This window comes from Flavobacterium hibernum (assembly GCF_000832125.1).
Taxonomy (GTDB): domain Bacteria; phylum Bacteroidota; class Bacteroidia; order Flavobacteriales; family Flavobacteriaceae; genus Flavobacterium; species Flavobacterium hibernum.
The window spans coordinates 40277-63235 of sequence record NZ_JPRK01000022.1; the positions used below are offsets into that span (position 1 = coordinate 40277).

At 34.3% G+C, this 22959-nt stretch carries 18 protein-coding genes; 15 read left to right on the forward strand and 3 right to left on the reverse strand.

The window, feature by feature from the left end; translation table 11 throughout:
- Nucleotides 1-38 precede the first annotated feature (38 nt).
- From IW18_RS20715 to IW18_RS20725, 3 genes are read right to left on the reverse strand one after another with little or no spacing between them, the layout of a single operon-like run.
- Complete coding sequence (locus IW18_RS20715; protein WP_041520108.1) at nt 39-1976, reverse strand: arylsulfatase; 1938 nt, start codon at nt 1974-1976, stop codon at nt 39-41.
- Nucleotides 1977-2002: 26 nt separating this feature from the next.
- A complete protein-coding gene (locus tag IW18_RS20720) occupies nt 2003-3475 on the reverse strand; it encodes a RagB/SusD family nutrient uptake outer membrane protein (protein ID WP_041520109.1) in 1473 nt (490 codons plus the stop codon).
- Nucleotides 3476-3493: 18 nt separating this feature from the next.
- Nucleotides 3494-6625 carry a SusC/RagA family TonB-linked outer membrane protein gene (locus IW18_RS20725; RefSeq protein ID WP_041520110.1) on the reverse strand — a complete coding sequence of 1044 codons (3132 nt, stop codon included), beginning with the start codon at nt 6623-6625 and terminating at the stop codon, nt 3494-3496.
- A gap of 1281 nt (nt 6626-7906) precedes the next feature.
- Between IW18_RS20725 and IW18_RS20730 the strand changes: the two genes are divergently transcribed.
- The 15 genes from IW18_RS20730 (at nt 7907) to moaA (ending at nt 22705) form a co-directional block, all read left to right on the forward strand.
- Entirely contained in the window at nt 7907-9382 is a 1476-nt protein-coding gene (locus tag IW18_RS20730; RefSeq protein ID WP_041520111.1) for an MFS transporter, read from the forward strand.
- A 28-nt stretch (nt 9383-9410) separates the two neighbouring features.
- A complete protein-coding gene (locus IW18_RS20735) occupies nt 9411-11003 on the forward strand; it encodes a magnesium transporter MgtE N-terminal domain-containing protein (protein ID WP_041520112.1) in 1593 nt (530 codons plus the stop codon).
- A 27-nt stretch (nt 11004-11030) separates the two neighbouring features.
- Nucleotides 11031-12083, forward strand: coding sequence for an MFS transporter (locus IW18_RS20740; protein ID WP_041520113.1), 1053 nt, complete (start codon nt 11031-11033; stop codon nt 12081-12083).
- A gap of 130 nt (nt 12084-12213) precedes the next feature.
- Complete coding sequence (locus IW18_RS20745; protein WP_041520114.1) at nt 12214-14430, forward strand: molybdopterin oxidoreductase family protein; 2217 nt, start codon at nt 12214-12216, stop codon at nt 14428-14430.
- Between the two features lie 18 nt (nt 14431-14448).
- The gene (locus IW18_RS20750; protein ID WP_041520115.1) at nt 14449-15018 is read left to right on the forward strand and encodes a 4Fe-4S dicluster domain-containing protein; all 570 of its coding nucleotides are present in this window, start codon (nt 14449-14451) and stop codon (nt 15016-15018) included.
- 10 nt (nt 15019-15028) lie between these two features.
- Nucleotides 15029-15541: a QcrA and Rieske domain-containing protein gene (locus IW18_RS20755; protein ID WP_041520116.1), complete on the forward strand. Its 513-nt coding sequence runs from the start codon at nt 15029-15031 to the stop codon at nt 15539-15541.
- A 22-nt stretch (nt 15542-15563) separates the two neighbouring features.
- Nucleotides 15564-15812, forward strand: a complete 249-nt coding sequence (locus IW18_RS23010; protein WP_084608006.1) for a DUF6755 family protein — start codon at nt 15564-15566, stop codon at nt 15810-15812.
- 184 nt (nt 15813-15996) lie between these two features.
- Nucleotides 15997-17169 (forward strand): molybdopterin molybdotransferase MoeA, encoded by a 1173-nt coding sequence (locus IW18_RS20760; protein ID WP_041520117.1) that lies wholly within the window; start codon nt 15997-15999, stop codon nt 17167-17169.
- Between the two features lie 255 nt (nt 17170-17424).
- The gene (locus IW18_RS20765) at nt 17425-17997 is read left to right on the forward strand and encodes a molybdenum cofactor guanylyltransferase (protein WP_041520118.1); all 573 of its coding nucleotides are present in this window, start codon (nt 17425-17427) and stop codon (nt 17995-17997) included.
- A gap of 5 nt (nt 17998-18002) precedes the next feature.
- A complete protein-coding gene (cobA, locus tag IW18_RS20770) occupies nt 18003-18791 on the forward strand; it encodes a uroporphyrinogen-III C-methyltransferase (RefSeq protein WP_041520119.1) in 789 nt (262 codons plus the stop codon).
- Nucleotides 18792-18793: 2 nt separating this feature from the next.
- A complete protein-coding gene (locus tag IW18_RS20775) occupies nt 18794-19030 on the forward strand; it encodes a MoaD/ThiS family protein (protein WP_041520120.1) in 237 nt (78 codons plus the stop codon).
- A 3-nt stretch (nt 19031-19033) separates the two neighbouring features.
- Entirely contained in the window at nt 19034-20104 is a 1071-nt protein-coding gene (gene moeB / locus IW18_RS20780) for a HesA/MoeB/ThiF family protein (RefSeq protein WP_041520121.1), read from the forward strand.
- 251 nt (nt 20105-20355) lie between these two features.
- Nucleotides 20356-20787: a molybdenum cofactor biosynthesis protein MoaE gene (locus tag IW18_RS20785; RefSeq protein ID WP_041520122.1), complete on the forward strand. Its 432-nt coding sequence runs from the start codon at nt 20356-20358 to the stop codon at nt 20785-20787.
- A gap of 9 nt (nt 20788-20796) precedes the next feature.
- The gene (gene moaCB, locus IW18_RS20790; RefSeq protein ID WP_041520123.1) at nt 20797-21711 is read left to right on the forward strand and encodes a bifunctional molybdenum cofactor biosynthesis protein MoaC/MoaB; all 915 of its coding nucleotides are present in this window, start codon (nt 20797-20799) and stop codon (nt 21709-21711) included.
- Entirely contained in the window at nt 21698-22705 is a 1008-nt protein-coding gene (gene moaA, locus IW18_RS20795) for a GTP 3',8-cyclase MoaA (protein WP_041520124.1), read from the forward strand. The genes moaCB and moaA overlap by 14 nt, the downstream gene beginning before the upstream one ends.
- The last annotated feature ends 254 nt before the right edge of the window (nt 22706-22959 follow it).

A 22959-nucleotide genomic window follows, 5' to 3' on the forward strand; every position in this document is an offset into this window, starting at 1 on the left:
GGTCAGAAAAAGACCTTGCAGGTTAAGGAAATCAATATTTAATTGCTACTTCCAGAAGTAGTTGTAGCACTTCCTGGTTTTGTAACTTGTTTTACTAAATCTTGTAGCGTTTTGCCTTTGTCTGTTCCGGTATTGTGTATTCTTCTGTTGTATACATCTTGCCAGTCAATTAGCGGATAAACATTGTTTTCTTTGGCCTGTTCATCAAACAACTTTTTAAGTTCAGCTAATTTTTCAGGATACTTTTTTGCAAGATTGTTACGTTCGTTAAAATCTTCGTTTAAGTTGTACAATTCCCAAACATCGTTGTCAAAATTGCTTTCGGCAGGTTTTTCGTTTTTACCAAATGCTTTTTTAACTGCAAATGAATCTGGCAAATGTGCAGCTCCGGCTTTCCATCCATCTTTGTAAATTGCTCTGTTTCCAAAAATGTAGTAGTATTGAATTTTGTGTAATGATTCTGCTTTAGCATTGTTCAATGAAGCATACAAAGATGATCCCTGAATAATATCTTGTTTTACATTTTTGATATATTCCGGAGCTTTAATTCCTGCAATATCCAATGTCGTTGGCAATAAATCTGTTACGTGGCTGTATTGATTTCTGATTCCGCCTTTGTCTTTGATTCCTTTTGGATAAAAAACAATTAACGGATTGTGTGTCCCACCTTCAGATTGTGCATCTTGTTTCCAGTTTTTAAAAGGAACGTTTGTTGCTTGTGCCCATCCTAAAGGATAATTTGTATTTAATCCTTTTGCTGTACCAATTTCGTCGATATTAGCTAAGTTTTTCTTCAGATTTTTCTCGTCAGATGTTCCTTGAGAAAATAAACTTTGATTGATCGTTCCTTCCGTAGTTCCTTCTTTACTCGCTCCGTTATCGCCAATGGCTACAAAAATCACGGTATTATCAAGCTGATTTGTTTCTTTTAAATAATTGACAACTCTTCCTACTTCGTAATCTGTATAGGTTAGGAATCCGGCGTAAACTTCCATAAATCGAGCATAAACTTTCTTTTGATCCGGGGTTAGTTTTTTCCAGTCTGTAATAAGCGGATTACGTTCTGGCAATACTGCATTGGCAGGAATTACACCTAATTTCTTTTGGTTAGCAATTACTTTTTCGCGGTAAGCATCCCAACCATCGTCAAATTTTCCTTTGTACGGATCGCTCCATTTTTTCGCTACTTGGTGTGGCGCGTGTGCTGCTCCGGGTGCGTAGTATAAAAAGAACGGTTTTCCTGGTGCTGCTTTTTGTTGTTTTTGGATGTAGCTAATGGCTTTATCAGTAATCAACTCACTTAAATGACGTCCATCTGGCGTAATATGCACTTGATCTTCGACTAAATCTGGATTGTATTGATCTGTTTGAGAACCAAGGAAACCGAAGAAATGATCGAAACCTTTTCCTGTTGGCCATCTGTCAAAAGGTCCGGCATCTGTAGCGTCTTCGTCTGGAGTTACGCCATATTTACCAACGGCAAAAGTGTTGTATCCGTTTTCGCGCAGAATCTCTGCAATTGTTCCTTTATCAGATGGGATTTTTCCGTCCCAACCCGGAAATCCTGCAGATAAAATAGTGTGCGAAAATCCGCTTACGTGCACTCTTCCAGAATTTCTTCCGGTTAATAATGCCGCACGTGTTGGCGCGCAAATGGCTGTTGTATGAAAGTTGGTGTAACGTAAACCATTATTAGCCAAAGCATCAAAAGTTGGTGTTTCGATTAATCCGCCAAAAGCGCTCGAAGCTCCAAATCCAACATCATCCAATAATATCCAAATAACGTTTGGTGCGCCTGCGGGAGCTTTTACCGGTTCTGGCCAATATTCTTTAGAATCGGCTAAAGTTTTACCAATAACGCCTTTAAACTCTTCAGGTTTTTCTTGTGCAAAACCAAACTGAGCAATTAGTAATGCGGTAATCAAAAGCCCTTTTTGTGGGCTTTTGATAAAACTGTTGTATTGAAATTTTTTCATAATGTATTAGTTTTTATAGTTGGTTGTTAGTATCCAGGGTTTTGTGGTAAACCTACTGGATCAATATTTCTTTCGCTTTGCGGAATTGGATATAGATTATTACGTTCTGAAACTGAGTTTTTTGCGGTTACTTTTTTTACTTCGGTAACTAGAGTTCCCCAACGAACTAAATCAAACCAGCGTTGGCCTTCCTGAACAAATTCTTTTTTACGTTCTTCCTGAATGGCGGCTCTAAAAGTTACTTGTGTTAGTCCTGACAAATCTACCGTTGCGTCTGGCGTTGTAATTGGTTTTCCAAAAGCTCTTCTTCTTACTTGGTTGATTAATTCATAAGCTTCGGGAGTTGGTGCGCCTTGTTCGTTTATTGCCTCTGCCAGTGACAAAAGAATATCTGCGTAGCGAATAATTGGAAAGTTTATGGCAACGTTTGCAGGAGTTGCTAAATTGGTTAAGTCCAGATATTTTTTGAAAATTGGTTTTGGAAAAGTATAGATGTTTGCTGTTCCCGGAATTGGTAATGTTTTGGCATAACTCACATCTCTTCTGGTATCGCCAGGAGCATAAATATCATAAAACAATGCTACGTCTGAGATAATATCTGCTGGTTCTGTCGCTGTAAATCCTGTAAAAGATGTGGCTTGAAAAGTGCTTCCGCTAGATCCGTTTCCAGCTTGATTTGGCTCAAACTGAACAGAGAAAATGTGTTCTTTTCCGTTCTTTTTAGTTTTGTTGAAGATATCGGCAAAACTTTCAAAAAGAGCATATCCGTAACCACCATTAATTACTTCTCTGGTTTTTAATATTGCATTTGGATAATCTTTTCTCGTCAAATATACTTTTGCCAAAATTGCTTTTGCAGCTCCAGATGTAGCACGTCCGGCATCTGTTGCAGGATATGTTGCTGGCAAAGCTTCGGCATCTTTTAAATCAGAAATGATTTGAGCATAAACTGCTTCTACAGTTTCTCTTCTTGATTTTAAACTTTCTAATTGTATAGAAGTTGGTTCGTGCAAAACAATTGGAACTCCACCCCAAAGACGCACTGCCTGAAAGTATAATAATCCTCTAATGAATTTTGCTTCAAGAATCAATCTGTTTTTAACAGCATCTGTACCAGCAACTTTTGGAATATTGTCTATTGAAACATTTGCTCTGTTGATTCCAGCATAAATTTGACGCCAAGCTACCTGAACACGATCTGATGTTGCATCGTGGGTTAAACTACTCAAGGCTCTTACTTGCGGATTTGTTGCCGAAACTCCTGCAGCAGCATAATCACTTGCCATATCTGTTAAGAAATATAGATTTCGACCAAATAAACTTTGTTCGCCCGGATCCAGACTTAATGAAGCATATACAGCTGTTACACTTGCAATGGCATCGTCTTGGGTTTTAAAGTAATTGTCTTCGGTTACAAAAGAGGTTGGTGTTACCTCCAGATCTGCGCACGATCCAAATAAACCGGCACTTAATAGTAATGTTATAATAATCTTTTTCATTGTGTATATTTTTTTTACTTAGAAAGTTACGTTCAGTCCAGAAATGAATGTTTTAGAGTTTGGATAAGAACCAAAGTCAATTCCCGGGTATAAATTGTTTTGCTCGTATGAACTTACTTCTGGATCATAACCAGTGTATTTTGTCCATGTAATTAAGTTCTCGGCAGAGACATAAAATTTTACGCTCTTTGCTCCAAGTCTTTGCGAAAGGCTTTTAGGTAAAGTATATCCAAGTGTAATTAACTTTAATCTCAGGAAAGAAGCATCTTCTACATATCGTTCCGAAACAATACCAAGCGGAGAACTTGTTGCTCTTGGAATTTCGTTACTTGGATTTGTTGGAGTCCAACGATCTACAAGAGTTACATTTGCATTTGTTCCTAAAGTAGAAATCTCTAATTGTTGGTTTAAAGCATTGAATATTTTTCCGCCGTAAGATCCTTGAAAAGAAAAATTAAGATCAAAATCACGGTAAGAAACTGTATTGCTAAAACTTCCCACAAATTTAGGTTGCGAGCTTCCTAAGTTTCCTTTGTCAAGAGCTGTAATTACGCCATCTCCGTTTGTATCAACATATCTTCTGTCTCCAATTTTTGTATTGGCTAAACTGTTTATTTTTGGTTGGGTATTCACTTCTTCTTGAGTCTGAAAAATTCCGTTTGTACGATATCCCCAGAAAGTTCCAAGAGGCAATCCAACTTTTACTGTAACTGGTTGTTGCTGTAGTAATGAACCGTTTGGAACTACAGGGAAAAACTGATCGACACCATTTCCTATCGATACAACTTTGTTTTTATTGGCAGAGAAAACGAAGTTCGAATTCCATGAGAAATTTTCTGTTTTTACATTTTCAGTAATCAAACCAATCTCAACACCTTTGTTCTCAACACCACCAATATTTTGAAGTACAGTGGCATATCCTGATGTAAGCGGAATTGGTACATTAATCAATAAATCGTTTGTTTTTTTGTAATAAACATCAAACACAAAATTGATTTTTCGGTCTAATAATGACAAATCTAAACCTACGTTATATTGATTTGTTTTTTCCCATTTTAAGTCTGGATTTGCCAATCGGGTAGGAGCTAGACCAGTTGCTAAAGTTCCTCCAAAAGCATAATTTACAGAACCCATAGAAGCTAGAGAAAGATAATTTCCAATTTCCTGATTTCCGGTTGTTCCTGCTGTAATTCTAAGTTTAGCTTCGGTAACACCTTTTATGTTTTTTGCGAAATCTTCATCGGTAATATTCCAAGAAAATCCTGCCGATGGAAAATATCCCCAAAGCGATTCTGATCCAAATCTTGACGAACCATCGGCACGTGCTGATAATGTAAAGTTATATTTTCCTTTATAAGAATAATTTACTCTAGCCAACCAAGATTTAAGTACACTTTCAAAAGCATCGCTATATGGTTTTACCGGAACTCCATCCTGCAACGCATTATAAGTATTGGCATCGTTTACAAAAGTTTGCGCTCCTGCATTGACAACTTCACCTTGAGTGTATTGAAGTGTATATCCTCCTAAGGCTGAGAATTTATGATTTTCGCCAAAATTTGTGTTGTAATTCAATGTATTTTCATTTAATACTGAGCTTACAATTCGATCTCCAACAGATGCTAAACCTTTTGTTCCTGCTCCTGTAGTTGTAGTTGCCGGCGCGTAGTAATTTTGTTTGGTATTAATTACGTCTCCACTAACTGCGACTTTAGCGGTAAGTTTTTTGGTAATTTTATATTCACCAAATAAACTAGTCAGGATTCTGTTAATTTTCGTTTCATTGGTAGTACTTACCAAATCGTTTATTGGGTTTGGAATGATACCGTTAACTGCCGTTGCATAAGGATTATTGGTTAAATTATAACTTCCGTCAGCATTTTTAATAGGAACTACAGGCGGCTGATACAATGCGACTACCAATGGGCTAGGAGATCTTCCTGCAGCAGCACCGCCATTTGTTCCCACGCCATTTGCAACTGAATTACTATAATTTGCATTTACGCCAAATTTAAAATTTGCAGAGTAGTTTCTTTCGTAATTAGCACGAAGTGAAATTCTTTTAAAATCTGAGGCAATTATAATTCCGTCTTGCTGAAAATAACCTGCTGAAATTGCGTAACGAGAACGCTCATCTCCACCAGAAAACGATAATTGATGATTTTGCACAGGAGCTGCAGTCCTAAAAAGTGCATCTTGCCAATCGTAACTTCCGGATGTTTTAAAAGCTTCAATTTGAGCTGCAGTAAAAGATGGTGCCTGACCAATACTTGCCTGAACATCGTTACGCAAACTTGCCCATTGACTAGCATTCATTAAATTTAATTTCTTAGAAACATCTTGGAATCCAAAATATCCTTGATACGAAATATTATCTTGTCCTTTAATTCCTTTTTTAGTTGTGATAATAACCACACCATTTGCACCACGAGATCCGTAAATAGCAGTTGCAGAGGCATCTTTTAGAACTTCGATAGATTCGATATCGCCTGGGTTAATAGTAGATAAAACGTTAACCGTTGCACCAGCAAATGAAACTCCGGCGGTACTGTTATTATTATCATTATAAATTAAAATACCATCAACAACATAAAGGGGTTCATTACCTGCTGTGATAGAGTTTCCTCCTCTAATTCGAACACTCGAAGATGCTCCGGGACGACCAGAACTTTGTGTAACTACCACACCCGGAATTGCACCTCTTAATAAATTATCTGCAGAGGAGGTTACTTGTGCTAAATTGGCTTTTGGGACAGAAGCTACAGAGCCTGTAATGTCTTTTCTCTTTTGAGAACCGTACCCAACAACAACCAATTCGTCTAATTCCTGACGTTCTTCTTTTAAATTGATTGTCACAGGATTTTTGTTTACAATGACTTCCGCTTTTTTATAACCTATATAACTTACTATTAATGTGTAAGGAAATTTTTGACCGGTTTGAAAATAAAATTTTCCTTCGGCATCTGTTTGAACTCCGTGTGTAGTACCTTTAATAACAACAGATGCTCCTATAATGGGTTGATTTGTAATATCATCGACTACAGTTCCGTCTAGTTTAGACTGTATAAGGGGAGTGGTGTTTTGGGCATTTATTCCGGCCGTGAGTAGCAGGAGAAATAGTAATGAGTATGTTTTTAAATTTTTTTTCATTTCTTTGTACTGGTTTAAGTAATTAACAAGGCGCCTTGAAAGTTGAATTTTCAACTCTCTAATAGTTTCCTTGATTTAGTGATAAATGTTTCTTTAAGCCTCGCCATTTCTGTTGCCGCAGAAATGGCTTTTTTTATTTACAGCAACAACAACTCTGCATCTTTTTCATTTTGATTTTGTTTTAGTTATTAGTCATTTTTTTTTTAATTGATAGCTATATCTCAGCAATCCTTTTGATACAAATTAATGTATCAAACAGACTTTTGTAATTTTCAATAATTAGATAGTGTGGTTATTTTTTGAAATTCGTTTTTTAGATCGATTCGATGTAAAAGAAGAATCGAATGTAAACGAAAAAATTGCTGAGGTTTAGCAACAGAAGCACATATAACAAAAAGTGTTATAAGTATATTTTTTAGAAGGAATGTAATACGATATGCTTTCGGTTGTTTTCAAAATATATATTCTTTATGGTTTTAAATATTTTTATACTCTACTAATCCTATAGACAAAGTTAATTTTAATATAATAAAAACCAAAAATTTGTTTAACTTTTTTCAAAAGGTTCTTAAAATAAGTAATTTATAAAATATATTATTTGGGTTAAGTTGTTGTTTTTCAGTGTTTTGTATTGGTTATTATTAATTAAGAGCTCGTTGAAAAATATATTTTACAACCAATTAAAATGTAGTATTTTATACTTAATTTTCTAATTTTTAAACAATTAGCATCTTTTTAAAAAGACAAAAAACGTCTGGCAAACTCGTTTTTTCAATTTAAATGTATTTTTCAAAAGGAGTGAAGCATATCTTTTGTTTTATGTTTTATAAGAAATTAATGATAACAAAAGATACTTGTAAAATTGTTACTTCGTAAGAAATTAATAGTAAATGTTTTTAGAATTTAAGTTTATAATATTGATAGTTAGTTGTTTATGTGTTGTTTTTTTTCTTACTTTTAGTCAGTTAAAGTTTTAATACAAGACTCATATAGAAAATATTGATTAATGATAGCAGTAGAATAAAGGATTTTTTGTTTTTTTTTTAAGTTAGAGTTATTCTTACAATATTGTTCTGTTAAAGCCTTCTGAGAGTAAAAAATATATTGCTTTTTTGATTTTATTAAGTTGATTTTTAGGTGTTTTTTTATTTAAAGATAAGAATGCCCTTTAATATGATATATATCATTTTTTGTAAGAATCTAACAATTTAATTTTGTTTTTAATTGAGGAAGTCAGTACTCATTAATGATTTAAAATTAAATATTTTAATATTTTTTTATATGAGTAGTCTATCTCAATCTCACAAAATCTTATTTCTAAACACATTAGCATTTACAATTTGTTTTGCGTGCTGGACACTAAACGGTGTTTTAGTCACGTACCTTGTAGATAAGGGAATTTTTAATTGGACGGTTGTAGAAACTGGTTGGTTATTAGGAATTCCTATTTTGTCAGGTTCAGTATTTCGACTTCCCATTGGTATTTTAACAGATAAATATGGCGGAAAAATTGTGTTTTCAATTTTACTGTTACTTTGTTCGATTCCACTCTTTCTGTTGCCATTTGCAAGCTCGTTCTGGAGTTTTGCAGTTTTAAGTTTTTTCTTCGGATTAGTTGGGACAAGTTTTGCTGTTGGAATTGGATATACATCGATTTGGTATCCAAAAAATTGGCAGGGTAGAGCTTTGGGTATTTTCGGAATGGGAAATGCCGGTGCAGCTATTACTACTTTTATTGCACCAACTTTATTAAATAATTTATCAGAAAAAGATCCTCTAAATGGATGGAAAATGCTACCGGTTATTTATGCATCTGTATTGGTAATTATTGGAATCCTTTTTATTGTTTTTGCTAAAAATAAAACCAATCCCGGAGTTTCAAAAACAATGGGCGAATTAATGTCTCCGCTTAAAAATATTCGTGTTTGGCGTTTTGGAGCATACTACTTTTTAGTCTTCGGTTTTTTTGTTGCCTATTCGCAATGGCTACTTCCTAACTTTATGAATGTTTATCATACTTCATTAGTAATGGGTGGAATGTTTGCCACTATGTTTAGTTTACCATCTGGAATTATTAGAGCTTTTGGAGGATATCTATCAGATAAATTTGGTGCTAGAAAAGTAATGTATTGGGTATTAGGTTCCTCAATAGTAATTAGTTTTTTACTAATGTTCCCAAAAATGGAAATTTTTACAGCAGGTCCCGGAGTTTTATCGAGTACAAATGGTGTGGTTACCGAAATTTCTGCCGATGCAATAGTCGTAAATGGTAAAGAACATAAAATCATTAAAAAAGAAACTTCAGAAGATCATGAAACCGCAATTTTCCCGGTAAAAAAATCTTGGCAGGAAATTGTAGTAAAACAAAATCAGGAAGTAAAAAAGAAAGAACTATTAGCTCAAGGCGTAACTCAAATCAAATTCAGTGCAAATCTGTGGGTTTACCTTGTTTTGGTTATTCTTATTGGTATTTCGTGGGGAATTGGTAAAGCAGCAGTTTATAAACACATTCCAGAATATTTCCCTAATGAGGTTGGTGTTGTTGGTGGAATGGTTGGTTTGATTGGTGGACTAGGTGGATTTTTTGGACCAATAATTTTTGGTTATCTCCTTAATTACACTGGACTTTGGACTAGCTCATGGATATTCATTTTTGTAGTATCGATTCTTTGCATGCTTTGGATGCATCGAACAATCATAAATGCAACCAGAACGAAATTGCCAAATTTCACTAGAGATATAGAATCTCATAATTAAACAAATTAGAAATTAAACAAAACATTATATGAAAACTTGGTTAGACAAATGGGACCCCGAAGATGAAGCATTTTGGAGTTCTACCGGAAGTAAAATTGCATGGAGAACATTAACAATAACAACACTTACTTTAATACTATCATTTGCGTCATGGTTTATGATGAGTGTTATTGCAGTAAAATTACCGGGATTAGGTTTTCGTTTTACTAAAGATCAACTTTTTTGGCTAACTGCTATTCCTGGACTTGCAGCCGGATTTTTAAGAATTATTCACACTTTTATATTACCAATATTTGGAACAAGGCACGTAGTGTCGATTGCAACACTTATTAAATTAATTCCCGTAATTGGGATTGGTTTTGCAGTTATGGACATAAACACTCCATTTTGGGTATTTGCAGTTTTAGCTTTTACTACAGGTTTTGGTGGAGGTGATTTTTCTTCTTATATGCCAAGTACAAGTTTATTTTTTCCGAAAAGATTAAAAGGTACAGCCCTTGGAATACAAGCGGGAATAGGAAATTTTGGAGTTTCGGTAGCACAATTTGTTACGCCACTTATTATAAGCGTTAGCATTTATGGTGCTGCATCAGATTTTACGAGTATTGATCATAAAGAAGCAATAGTTGTTTTTCAGAATGCTAGCATCGAAAAACAAAAAGAGGTTTTTGCATCATTAGATCCAGAGGTACAAGCTAGAATATTGACCAATGTAAAGAAAACTATTACTGATTCTGTAAGCGCATCAATCAAATCAGAAGATAAAGTAATTCTTTTCGCATCATTACCAGTAAAGGCTAAAGCAAAAGCTATTGCAAATGCAAATCCAAAAATGGCTGAGAAAATATTAAATGAAATCAGCCCTAAAAATACAGCGGTCAAAAACACCGAAATTTATTTACAGTCCGCTGCGTTCTGGTATGCACCTTTCCTAATACTATTATCCATTATAAGTTGGTTCTATCTAAGAAGTATTCCGATGAAAGCTTCGATTAAAGAGCAAATGGATATTTTTTCTAATAAACATACTTGGTATTGTACGATAACTTATGTAATGACTTTTGGAACATTTGCAGGTTTGTCAGCAGCATTTCCTCTAATGATTAAGTTCTTATACGGAGATTTTCCTAATGCACCAGATCCTTTAGTGTATGCTTTTTACGGTCCGTTAATTGGGTCTGCAAGTAGAATCGCATTTGGATTTGTAGCAGATAAAGTAGGAGGAGCAATCCTTACCACAATTACCGGTTTAGGAATTTTAGCAGGAGCAATAATCTTGGTAACGCAAGGATTAGTTGCGCCAATAAGTATGGAGCAATTTCCACTATTTGTAGCGGTGATTTTAGGAATGTTCTTTTTTACAGGAATTGGAAATGCAGGAACATTTAGACAATACCCAATTATTTTTGCCGAAAATCAGCGTCAGGCTGCCGGAGTTATTGGTTGGACAGCAGCAATTGCAGCGTTTGGACCATTTATTTTTTCTAAATTAATTGGAAATAATCTTTCTGCTAATGGTACTGTAAATCAGTTCTTTATTGGCGTTGCTATTTTTACTATATTAGCTACAGGTATCAATTGGTGGTTCTATAATCGTAAAGGTTGTGAGAAACCAAGTTAAAAAGTAATCATTAAATTTTAATTAAGGATGAAAAATAAAACGTTTAATACCAAAGCTTTACTTGTTGCAACAGCAGTATCTGCATTAACAATAGTGTTAGTTTTTTACGGCTCGAGACAGTTGCAAAATTTTGATGCAGCACTTGTAACTTACTTATTTGGAACCATATTTGCTTTTTTTGGAATCGTATATCGCTATACCGTTTGGTTGCAGCGACCACCAACATGGATGTATTTTAAACGAAGCCTTCGATTTTTATTTACCGGAAAGATATTCTCTCACTTATGGTTTTTAGGAAAAGAATCTGTAGAAAATATTGTAGTTCAAAAATTCATTTATCCCAGAAGTAAATATCGTTGGGCAGCCCACTTTTGTATTGCATTAGGATGTATGTCAGCATTTGCAATTACAATTCCGCTAACATTTGGATGGATTCATTTTACATTGGCGCCAAATTCAATTTCGGTGTATGAAGCTCATTTTTTTGGATTTAAAATGATGGATTTTACCATAGGATCATTTCTTGCATTTTTAATTTTCCATGCTTTAAACTGGTCGTCTTGGTTAGTAATTTTTGGATCAGTTTATTATTTGAGAAGAAGATTAACAAATCCGGGATTAATTGCAACACAATCTTTTGAAGGTGATTTATTGCCACTTATTCTATTAATTGCAATTTCGGTTACAGGATTATGTCTAACCTATTCCTATCAGTTTATGAAAGGATTTGCGTATGATTTCTTGGCTGTTATTCATGCCGTCACAGTTATTATGTTTTTAATATGGATACCGTTTGGAAAATTCTTTCACATTATACAGCGTCCCGCACAAATTGGAGCCCATATTTACAAGCAAGAAGGAATTAAAAAAGGTATGGCAGTTTGTCCGCATACAGGAGAAGAATTTGCAACAAAACTTCATATTGAGGATTTAAAAATTGTAACCAAACAATTAGGATTTGACTTTACCCACGAAGACGGAACTTCACATTTAGATTTAAGCCCCGAAGGAAAAAGATCTCGTTTGGCTCAAGCACACTTAAAAGCAAGATTAGAAAGCGGTGGAAGCTTATTTGGATAAAAATATGGTTTCAGGTTTCTTTTGTTTCAAGTTTCAGGTTCACACTTTGTGTAGAATTTAGTTTACAAACAATATATAGCAACTTGAAACTTGAAACTTTAAACCTGAAACAAAAAAAACAAAAAAAAAGATGGCAAAATTACCCGTATCAACTGAAAAAATTATTGAAGATTTTGGACCGCATTTAAATTATGCTCCAAAAGACGGTTACGAAGGTAGAGATGAACCAGATGAAGTAGTAAAAACGCACTGTTGTTTTTGCGGAATGCAATGTGGTATTCAGTTATTAGTAAAAGAAAATAAAGTAGTAGGTTTTGAGCCTTGGATGGAATTTCCTTTTAACGAAGGACGCTTATGTCCAAAAGGAGTTCAGCGTTATTTACAAAATAATCATCTAGACAGACTTTTGCATCCTATACAAAGAGTAGAAGGAAAAGGCTTCGAAAAAGTTTCTTGGGATGATGCAATGGATAAAACGGTTTCTGAAATAAAAAGAATTCAGGAAAAATACGGTAAACATGCTTTTTCAATGTTATCAGGCGTATCGCTTACCAATGAAAAAAGTTATCTCGTTGGGAAATTTGCGCGTGTAGCATTAAAAACCAGAAATTTAGATTATAACGGAAGACTTTGCATGGTAAGTGCAGGAGCTGGAAATAAAAAAGCTTTTGGATTAGACCGCGCCTCAAACAATTATTCGGATCTGGAATATGCCGAAGTAATTATAGTTGCGGGAGCAAATATTAGCGAAACTTTTCCAACCTTGACCCATTGGATTTGGAAAGCTAGAGATCGTGGCGCAAAACTTATTGTGATTGATCCTAGAATGATTCCGCTTGCAAGAACAGCCGATATTCATCTAGATGTAAAACCCGGAACAGATTCTGCTTTATATGGCGCAATGCTAAAATATTTGGTGGATAACAATATGTTAGATCATGATTTTATCGATAATTATACATCAGGATTTCAGGAAACAATCGATGCCGTAAAAGATTATACTTTAGAATGGGCAGAAGAAATTACAGGAATCGATAAAAATAAAATTAAAGCTGCCGCAGAGTTATGGGGCAAAGCCAAAACAAGCTTCTTATTACATGCGCGTGGAATTGAACATCACTCTAAAGGAGTTGATAATGTATTAGGATGTATAAATTTAGTTCTGGCAACAGGAAGAATTGGTAGACCATATTGTGGATACGGAACCATTACCGGTCAAGGAAACGGTCAAGGAGGAAGAGAGCACGGACATAAATGTGATCAATTACCCGGAAATCGTGATATTGAAAATCCTGAGCATAGAAAGTACATATCTGAAGTGTGGGGAATCGACGAAAAAGATATGCCCGGAAAAGGACTTACAGCTTATGAAATTATAGAAGCCATTCATAGCGGAGAGATCAAAGGATTGATTTCCATTTGTTTCAATCCGCTGGTTTCACTACCAAATAACAATTATGTTAGATCAGCGCTCGAAAAGTTAGAATTCTACGTTTGTATCGATTTCTTTTTGAATGAAACTGCTCGCCATGCCGATATTGTTTTAGCAGGTTCTTTACAAGAAGAAGAAGAAGGAACAACAACTTCGGCAGAAGGTCGCGTTATTAGAATTAGACAGGCAGTTACGCCTCCGGGAGAAGCCAGAACTGATACTTCTATCTTTTTAGAATTGGCTAAAAGATTAGGCGAAGAAGATAAATTTACCTACGAAAATAGTGAAGCTATTTTTAATGAATTGCGTGTAGCTTCTAAAGGAGGAACAGCAGATTATTTTGGAATATCATACAAAAAAGTAGAAGACAATATGGGTGTTTTTTGGCCATGTCCAACAGACGATCATCCGGGAACACCAAGATTATGGGAAGATAAAAAATTTAAAACCCCAGATGGAAAAGCACATTTTAATCCCGCTCCATACAAATTACCGGGAGAAGTTACCGATGATGAATACCCAATAACATTAACAACTGGGCGTGTTGTTTCACAATATTTAAGCGGAACTCAAACACGAAGAATAGGTAAATTGGTCGATCAGTTTCCTGAACCAATGGTCGAAATTCATCCGGAATTAGCAGCTAAATACGGAATTAAACAACGTGAATTAGTTCGAGTTGCAACCCGAAGAGGAGAAGGAATATTTCCGGCGAATATTGTTGAAACCATTAGAAAAGATACCGTTTTTATACCGTACCATTGGCCCGGAGCCAAATCGGCAAACCAATTAACACCCGGAACTTTAGATCCAATTTCTAAAATACCCGAGTTTAAAGTTTGTGCCTGTTTATTAGACCCACAAGGAAAAATAGCGCCACCATCGAAAGAATCAGATGCTTATGCAAGTTTATAATCTATAAAAAATGACACTATGAATTTGACTAATTTTAATAGAAATGAAGAGTTTTTTGTAGATCTGCAACGTTGCATTGGCTGTAAAGCGTGCGAGATGGCGTGTGCAGAATGTGAAACCAATGGACAAGAATCATTGATAAGCGTAAACTATGTTGAGCGTTCATCAACAATTCAAACAACCGTACAAGTTTGTATGCATTGCGAAGATCCAGTTTGTGCAAACGTATGTCCTGCCGATGCCATTTCACAAGATGAATTTGGAGTTGTTCACACCGCAAATACAGAAAGATGCATTGGATGTTCAAACTGCGTAATGGCATGTCCGTTTGGAGTACCTAAAAAAATGGAAGAATACGATTTAATGATGAAATGTACCATGTGCTACGACAGAACTAGCGTGGGTAAAAAACCAATGTGCGCAACAGTTTGTCCAAGTGGAGCATTGTTTTATGGAACAAGAGAGCAAATCGAAGAAATGAGACCAAATAGTACACCAATAAATACGTTCATTTTTGGTAAAGAAGTAGTGAACACCAAAGTTAATATTATGATGCCAAAAGGCAGTAATGAATTAAGAATATATTAAATCCGAATCCATGTCAAAAGAAGATAATTTAAATGAAAACTGGAAAAAAGATTTTCCAATAAAAAAACAAGAATCAACACATGTAAGCCGTCGTGATTTTGCCAAATTCTTGACTTTTGTTTCTGGCGGATTAATGGTTGGAAGTGGTTTTGTTGCTGCAAAAGCATATTTTTTACCAAAAGAAGGTGTTCAGGGAGAACATTTTATTTGTAATAAAGACGAAGTTCCTGTGGGCGGAACAAGAGGTTTTGTAATTGAAGGAAGTACAATTCCTTATATTTTAATACATCTTGAAAGTGGAGATTTTAGAGCTTATGAGCAAAAATGTACCCATCTTTCCTGTTCCGTATTTTACAAACCCGGAACAGGAATTATTCATTGCCCGTGTCACGAAGGATCGTTTGATGCAATGACAGGCGATGTAATTGCAGGACCGCCGCCAAGAGCTTTGCCACAATTAGAAGTTTTTTTTAAAGAAAATGCCGTTTACGTAAAAGCAGTAGTAGAAAATAAAGAAAGCTAGAATAAACTTAAAATCAATTGCTATGAGTACTTTTAGAAGAAGCCAGAATCGAGCCAATCCCAATAAGTTGAACAACATACTTTCGACACTTATTTTTATTTTAATTCTAAACGTTAGTATCCAGATTTGGTTGTTATATGCCTCACTAAATAATGCATTAGACAATAATAAAGAAATATTGTTGCCCGCGTTTATAGCATCGGCAGTTTTATTTTTAATTGGTTTTGCTTGGCTGTATTATCTACCAAGTGGAAATTTCAAAAAGAAATAACTTATAAATTTTATAATATTCACTAATATCAATTGTAAAAGCTATTTAACCGTTATTTGGGGAAGTAATTAAAGAATTAAGCCTAAATTTATATTCTTTTAATTTTTTAGATTTTTAATAACCTAAACTAAGTATTAATACTTATATTTGTGATAAGTATTTTCTCTTATATAAAATAGCAACCATGATCCAAGTTGACGAAGCCTTATCAATTAGTGCAGAGAATAGCACTAAAATGCCCATTCAAAAAATACAAGTGCATAAAGCGCTAGGTTATATTTTAGCAGAAACGGTTTATTCTCCGATAGCAATGCCGCCTTTTCGCCAGTCAGCAATGGATGGTTACGCTTTTATTCATAGTGAAAGACACCAATATGATGTTGTAGATATTTCGCAAGCCGGAGATCATTCAAATATAAAACTGAACGAAAACGAAGCTGTGCGTATTTTTACAGGTGCGTTTGTTCCTCATAATGCAGATACAGTTGTAATGCAGGAACATGTAATGGCAAACGAAAAGTCAATTTTGATTACCAGAATGCCTGCGCAATTTGCTAACGTTCGAAATAAAGGAGAACAAATTGGTCCCGAAGATGTTGCTTTTGAGGCCAATACTTTAATTACACCTGCGGCAATAGGTTTTTTGGCCTGTTTAGGAATTACAGAAATTGAAGTTTTTAAAAAGCCAAAAGTTGCCATTTTAGTAACAGGAAACGAATTGGTAAAACCCGGTAAAAAGCTTCCTAAAGGGAAAATTTACGAGAGCAACTCTATAATGTTGCAAGCAGCACTTGAAACTATTGGGATCAAAAAAACGAAAGTTCATAAAGTAAAAGACAATCTTAAAGCAACAAAAAAAGCTTTAAAAGAAATTTTAAAAGAAAATGATATTGTTTTAATTTCTGGTGGAATTTCTGTTGGTGATTACGATTTTGTAAAGGAAGCATTACTAGAAAATGGAGTAGAAGAACTCTTTTATAAAATCAATCAAAAACCTGGGAAACCAATGTTTTTTGGTGCAAAAAATGAAACATTAGTTTTTGCCTTACCCGGAAATCCAGCTTCGTCTCTAACTAATTTTTATGTGTATGTCTATCCAGCTATTAAAAATAGAATGGGATTTTCTGATACTCACTTACCAAAACTAGTTCGGAAATTAAATTCAGGATTTACAAATACAAGCGGAAAAACATTGTTTTTAAAAGCGTTGTATGATGAAACCCACGTTACAATTTTAGACAGTCAAAGCTCAGCAATGTTAAATACGTTTGCGATAGCCAACTGTTTATTAATAGTTCCTCATGATGTAGAAATGCTCAAAAAAGGAGGACTCGTTAAGTTATTGCCAATCGATTAACAAAATAGATTTTAGAATACAAAAAAAGAATTTAGAGGATAAATGATAAAATGCAGTATATAAATTAAAACACATAGCTATGTTTAATAATAGAAAATATGGCGTTTTATAAAAATAACAAAGTAAAGTTCATGAAGCTTTTTATTTATTCAGCTTTGCGGACTTAATTTTAAAGAGAAGAATGAATAAAAAAACTTTGCGCACTTTGCGGTAATATTTTTTTTCATTTCAACCTGAAACCTGAAACAAAAAGTCATGGAAACACTAACAGTATTTATTCTTTGTGGCGGAAAAAGTTCTCGAATGCAATCAGAGAAAGGATTAGTGCTGTTTCAGGAAAAACCATTTATAGAACATATTATAAAGGCAATTTTGCCAATAACAGAAAATATAAAATTAATTACGGCAACAAAAGAATACGATTATCTGCCGTATGAAAAAATACCGGATATTGTTTTAGATAAAGGACCTTTGGGCGGAATTTTTACAGCATTAACATATTCTGAAAACCAATTTAATTTGATTTTGAGTTGTGATATTCCATTAATTTCGACAGGATTACTATCAGAATTAATATCAAAACATAATGAAGAAGCTGAAATTACCATTTTTGCTTCAGAAAGCAGAATGCATCCATTAATTGGAATTTATTCTAAAAAAGTATTGCCTGTTATCAAAAGCGCAATTGATAACAATGATTTAAAAATGATGAATTTGATTGCCAATGTTCCGCATCAAATCATTAAAATTGAAGAAAGTGAAAACTTTCATTTAACCAATATTAATTCGGCCGACGAATTAAACGACCTGAATATCAATTTAAGTTAAAAGTTATGCGAAACTCTAAAACACCCAAATTAACAATTGTAGGCGCAGGTCCTGGTGATGTTGAATTAATTACGATGAAAGCTATAAAAGCTTTAAAAAGTGCAGATGTGGTATTGTATGATGCTTTGGTCAACGAAGAATTATTAGAATATGCATCAAATGCAGAAATAGTTTTTGTTGGAAAACGCTTGGGTTGTCATGCTTACACGCAAGATCAGATTAACGATTTGATTGTTTCGATGGCAAAAAGTCACGGACATGTAGTACGTTTAAAAGGCGGTGATCCGTTTGTTTTTGGAAGAGGAAGTGAAGAAATCGAGTTTGCAGAAGAATTTGGAATTGAAACAGCTATTGTTCCCGGAATTTCATCGGCTTTGGGGGTTCCTGCTTCGGTTGGGATTAGTTTAACACAAAGAAAAGTTGCCGAAAGTTTTTGGGTCATTACAGGAACAACCTCAGATCATAAATTGTCAAAAGATATTCATTTGGCCTCAAAATCTGCCGCAACAGTTGTTATTTTGATGGGAATGCATAAATTAAATGAAATAATTGCTATTTATCAGGAAAACCGAAATGACGATTTACCAATCGCTATTATTCAAAACGGAACAAAAAATTCCGAACAAAAAGTGATTGGAACTATTAATACAATTACTAAATTAGTGTTGGAAAAAAATATATCATCGCCTGCTATTATTGTGATTGGCGAAGTAGTTAGAAATACTTCAAGCTGGATTTCGTATTTTCAGGAACACTTTGAAGATGAATTCATTTTTCAGAATTTAAATTTATAAAAATGATCGAGGTTAAATATTTTGGAGCCATTGCCGAAAGGACAAAATGTGAGTTCGAAAAAATGTCTTTTTCTGAATTATCACTGCAAAAGCTATTGCAGGATTTAAACGAAAAATACCAATTTGAATCGCTTACTTTTAGCATCGCCATAAACCAAAAAATAGTTTCAAAAACAACAAATTATACTTTGCAGACAAGCGATGTTGTGGCTTTATTGCCACCATTTGCAGGAGGGTAAAATATGGATGCAGCAAAACGATATAACAGACAAACGATTCTGCCTGAAATAGGAGAAGAAGGTCAGTACAAACTATCAAAAGCTAAAGTTTTGGTTGTTGGTGCCGGAGGTTTGGCTGCCGCAATTTTACCTTATTTAGCATCGGCAGGAGTTGGCGAAATTGGAATTATTGATCATGATGTTATTGAAATTTCTAATCTGCAAAGACAAGTAATTTATAAAACATCGGCCGTTGGGAAAGCTAAAGTTCAAGAAGCTAAATTGATGATTTCCGAATTGAATCCGTTGGTAAAAGTCAATGTATTTGCTGAGAAATTATCCAGAAAAAATGCCGTTTCGTTATTCGAGAATTATGATATTATTGTTGATGCAACAGATAATATTTCGATTAAATATATAATAAACGATGCTTGTTTGGTAACGAATAAACCAATGGTTTACGGATCAATTTTTAGATTTCAGGGACAAGTCTCGGTTTTTAATTATCAAAACGGACCAACTTACAGATGTATATATCCAGATCAAAATAACAACGCTTTAAACTGTGAAGATGCTGGCGTAATTGGAATTTCGGTTGGAATTATAGGAATGTTTCAGGCAAACGAAGTGCTGAAAATGATTCTTGGAATTGGAGAAGTTCTTAGCGGTAAAATATTAGTGTATAATATTTTGAACAACGAACAACAAAAATATGATTTTGATAAAAGCGATTTTCACTTATTAAATAAAGAAACTTTCGACGAAAAATATAATAAATCTGAAGTTGAAGAAATAAATTTTGAATCAATTTTGGATGAAATAAACAATGATGAAGTTTTGTTTCTAGACGTTAGAAATAACGACGAATTGCCAAAAATCGATTTAAAAAATCAAATTCAGATTCCGTTAGTGAATTTAGAAAACGAAATTGAAAAACTGGATAAAAACCAAGTAATTTACATTTTCTGTCAATCTGGAATTCGAAGTAAAATTGCAGTTGAATCGCTTCAAAGGCATCAATTTAAAGACGTAAAAAGTATTGTTGGTGGAGTTTTGGCAATGAAACAATTATTAAAAAAGGAAATAAGCGTATAGCCGTAGTTACTTATTGATTTGTCTAGTCTGTCATTTCGACGGAGGAGAAATCACACTAGAAACTCCATAAAGAAAATTGCTAAGCTATGTAGATCAACGAGTGTGATTTCTCCTCCGTCGAAATGACAATCTTGAGGTAATTTTCTTTACTATGATTTTAATTTGTGAAAATTAGCGTAATTCGTGGCAAAAAAAATCCTTTTAACCTTTGTAATCTGTGGCAAAAAACTGTAGTCAAAAAAACATAAAAAATGAGTAAAAATGTATTTGTAGAAGGGCCAATAGCTTCTGAATTTATCGCTGAGTCGATTGCGAAACATCAGTCAAAACATACGATTGGGGCGCATAATATTTTTTTAGGACAAGTTCGTGCCGATGTTATTCATGACAATACAGTCGTAGCAATAGACTATTCGGCTTACACCGATATGGCAAACGAAGCCTTGCATGCAATTCGTGAAAAAGCGTTTGCCAAATTCGACTTAACCTGTATGCATATTTATCATAGTTTAGGTGTTGTAAAAGCAGGTGAAATTTGCTTGTTCGTTTTTGTTTCGGCAACACGACGCAAACAAGTTTATGAAGCGACTGAAGCGATTGTAAACTGGATAAAAACCGATGTACCGATTTTTGGTAAAGAGATATTTGAAAACGATACATTCACTTGGAAACAAAATACCTAAGAAAATAAAATGGTAGATATTACGCATAAAATAAGCACATTAAGAAAAGCTACTGCAACTGCAATTGTAAAAGTTAGTAAACAAGAAACAATTGATGCAGTTGTCAATAATCTTGTGCCGAAAGGAAATGTATTGGAAATGGCAAAAACGGCAGGATTATTTGCGGTGAAAAACACCCATTTATCAATTCCGGATTGTCATCCCATTCCTATTGAATTTACATCTGTAGCATATAAAATTGAAGGTTTAGAGATTCATATTATTTTTAATGTAAAAACCGTTTACAAAACCGGAGTTGAGGTTGAAGCCATGCATGGCGCATCGATTGTAGCATTGACAATGTACGATATGCTGAAACCAATTGATAAGGAAATCGAAATTTCGACTATTAAATTAATAAACAAAGAAGGTGGAAAATCTTCTTTCAAAAATAAATTTCCAAACGCTATAAAAGCAGCAGTTTTTGTTTGTTCTGATTCGATTTTTGCGGGCGACAAAGAAGATCGTTCCGGAAAAGCAATTGTAGAGAAATTAGATTCTTATGGAGTCGAAACTTCCCATTACGAAATTATTCCAGACGAGTTTGATGTTATTCAGGAAAAAACAAAAGCTTTCGCAGAAGAACATCAGTTGGTGATTTTTACTGGCGGAACTGGATTGTCTCCAAGAGATGTAACTCCGGAAGCGCTCTCGCCAATTTTAGAAAGCAGAATTCCGGGAATTGAAGAAGCAATTCGTAGTTACGGACAACAAAGAATGCCTTATGCGATGCTTTCCAGAAGTGTGGCAGGAACTTTGGGTAAAAGTTTAGTTTTGGCTTTGCCAGGTTCAACAAATGGAGTTAAAGAATCTATGGACGCTGTTTTTCCGCATGTGATGCACGTTTTTCATATTTTAAAAGGGAAAAATCATGACAGTCTCTAATACTATTTTAACGGATGGCTTTGGGCGCAAACACAATTATTTGCGCATTTCGCTGCTGGAAAAATGCAATCTGCGTTGCACGTACTGCATGCCGGCTGACGGAATAGCGCTTTCTCCAAAAGCCAATTTGATGACGGCTGATGAGATTTTTTCTATTGCCCAAACTTTCGTAAAAAATGGTGTTGATAAAATAAGATTAACGGGTGGAGAACCGCTTTTAAGAAAAGATTTTCCAGAGATAGTCTCTAAATTATCGCAGTTAGATATATCACTTTCTATAACGACAAACGGAATTTTAATTGACCGATATATTGATGTTTTAAAGCAATTTAAAATCAAAAAAATCAATTTGAGTTTAGATACCTTGGTTTCGTCTAAATTTCACACTATAACGCTTCGTAATCAGTTTGAGAAAGTAATTGATAATTTGCATTTGCTTTTAAATAATGATTTTCAGGTAAAAGTAAATGTCGTTTTAATGAAAGGTTTTAATGATAACGAAATTATCGATTTTGTAAAACTTACGCAGTTTCTTCCAATTTCAGTTCGTTTTATTGAGTTTATGCCTTTTGCCGGTAACGAGTGGGACAGAAGTAAGATGGTTTCTCAAAGCGAGATTTTGTCTCTTGTCGAGAATAACTTTGCTGAAAATGAAATTGTAAAATTGGAAGACGAAAAAAATTTCACTTCCAGAAATTATAAAATAAAAGATTTTCAAGGCGATTTTGGAATCATAAGTTCCATAACTAATCCGTTTTGTGACAGTTGCAACAGAATCCGCTTGACGGCAAACGGTAAAATTAAAAATTGCCTCTTCTCTAATTCCGAAACAGATTTGCTAACCCCTTTAAGAAGTGGTGAATCGATTACGAACTTAATTTCTGACGCTATTCTAAATAAAAAGAAAGTTAGAGCAGGAATGGTTTCTATTGAAGAAATGGATGATCCTGTATTGCATTTTGATAATCGTAGCATGATTGCGATTGGGGGGTAATTTCAATCTTGTCATTTCGAGGAACGAGAAATCACACTCGCAAAACGACAGAGATTGTTAATCTTTTTTGTATAATTTCTAGTTCGATTTCTCGTTCCTCGAAATGACAAACTAGATGATAAATTTAGAGGCAAAAAAAAAGGTTCAACTTTTTGAAGTCAAACCTTTCTTAAATATTATTTTTTCTTTTTAGCCTTAGATTTTTTCTGAGACTTTGCTTTTTTCTTGGCTATTTTTTTAGCTTTAGCTTTCTC

Coding starts and splice junctions, on each gene's coding strand:
- IW18_RS20715 (WP_041520108.1), bottom strand. CDS start 1,976: ATGAAAAAATTTCAATACAACAGTTTTATCAAAAGCCCACAAAAAGGG.
- IW18_RS20720 (WP_041520109.1), bottom strand. CDS start 3,475: ATGAAAAAGATTATTATAACATTACTATTAAGTGCCGGTTTATTTGGA.
- IW18_RS20725 (WP_041520110.1), bottom strand. CDS start 6,625: ATGAAAAAAAATTTAAAAACATACTCATTACTATTTCTCCTGCTACTC.
- IW18_RS20730 (WP_041520111.1), top strand. CDS start 7,907: ATGAGTAGTCTATCTCAATCTCACAAAATCTTATTTCTAAACACATTA.
- IW18_RS20735 (WP_041520112.1), top strand. CDS start 9,411: ATGAAAACTTGGTTAGACAAATGGGACCCCGAAGATGAAGCATTTTGG.
- IW18_RS20740 (WP_041520113.1), top strand. CDS start 11,031: ATGAAAAATAAAACGTTTAATACCAAAGCTTTACTTGTTGCAACAGCA.
- IW18_RS20745 (WP_041520114.1), top strand. CDS start 12,214: ATGGCAAAATTACCCGTATCAACTGAAAAAATTATTGAAGATTTTGGA.
- IW18_RS20750 (WP_041520115.1), top strand. CDS start 14,449: ATGAATTTGACTAATTTTAATAGAAATGAAGAGTTTTTTGTAGATCTG.
- IW18_RS20755 (WP_041520116.1), top strand. CDS start 15,029: ATGTCAAAAGAAGATAATTTAAATGAAAACTGGAAAAAAGATTTTCCA.
- IW18_RS23010 (WP_084608006.1), top strand. CDS start 15,564: ATGAGTACTTTTAGAAGAAGCCAGAATCGAGCCAATCCCAATAAGTTG.
- IW18_RS20760 (WP_041520117.1), top strand. CDS start 15,997: ATGATCCAAGTTGACGAAGCCTTATCAATTAGTGCAGAGAATAGCACT.
- IW18_RS20765 (WP_041520118.1), top strand. CDS start 17,425: ATGGAAACACTAACAGTATTTATTCTTTGTGGCGGAAAAAGTTCTCGA.
- cobA (WP_041520119.1), top strand. CDS start 18,003: ATGCGAAACTCTAAAACACCCAAATTAACAATTGTAGGCGCAGGTCCT.
- IW18_RS20775 (WP_041520120.1), top strand. CDS start 18,794: ATGATCGAGGTTAAATATTTTGGAGCCATTGCCGAAAGGACAAAATGT.
- moeB (WP_041520121.1), top strand. CDS start 19,034: ATGGATGCAGCAAAACGATATAACAGACAAACGATTCTGCCTGAAATA.
- IW18_RS20785 (WP_041520122.1), top strand. CDS start 20,356: ATGAGTAAAAATGTATTTGTAGAAGGGCCAATAGCTTCTGAATTTATC.
- moaCB (WP_041520123.1), top strand. CDS start 20,797: ATGGTAGATATTACGCATAAAATAAGCACATTAAGAAAAGCTACTGCA.
- moaA (WP_041520124.1), top strand. CDS start 21,698: ATGACAGTCTCTAATACTATTTTAACGGATGGCTTTGGGCGCAAACAC.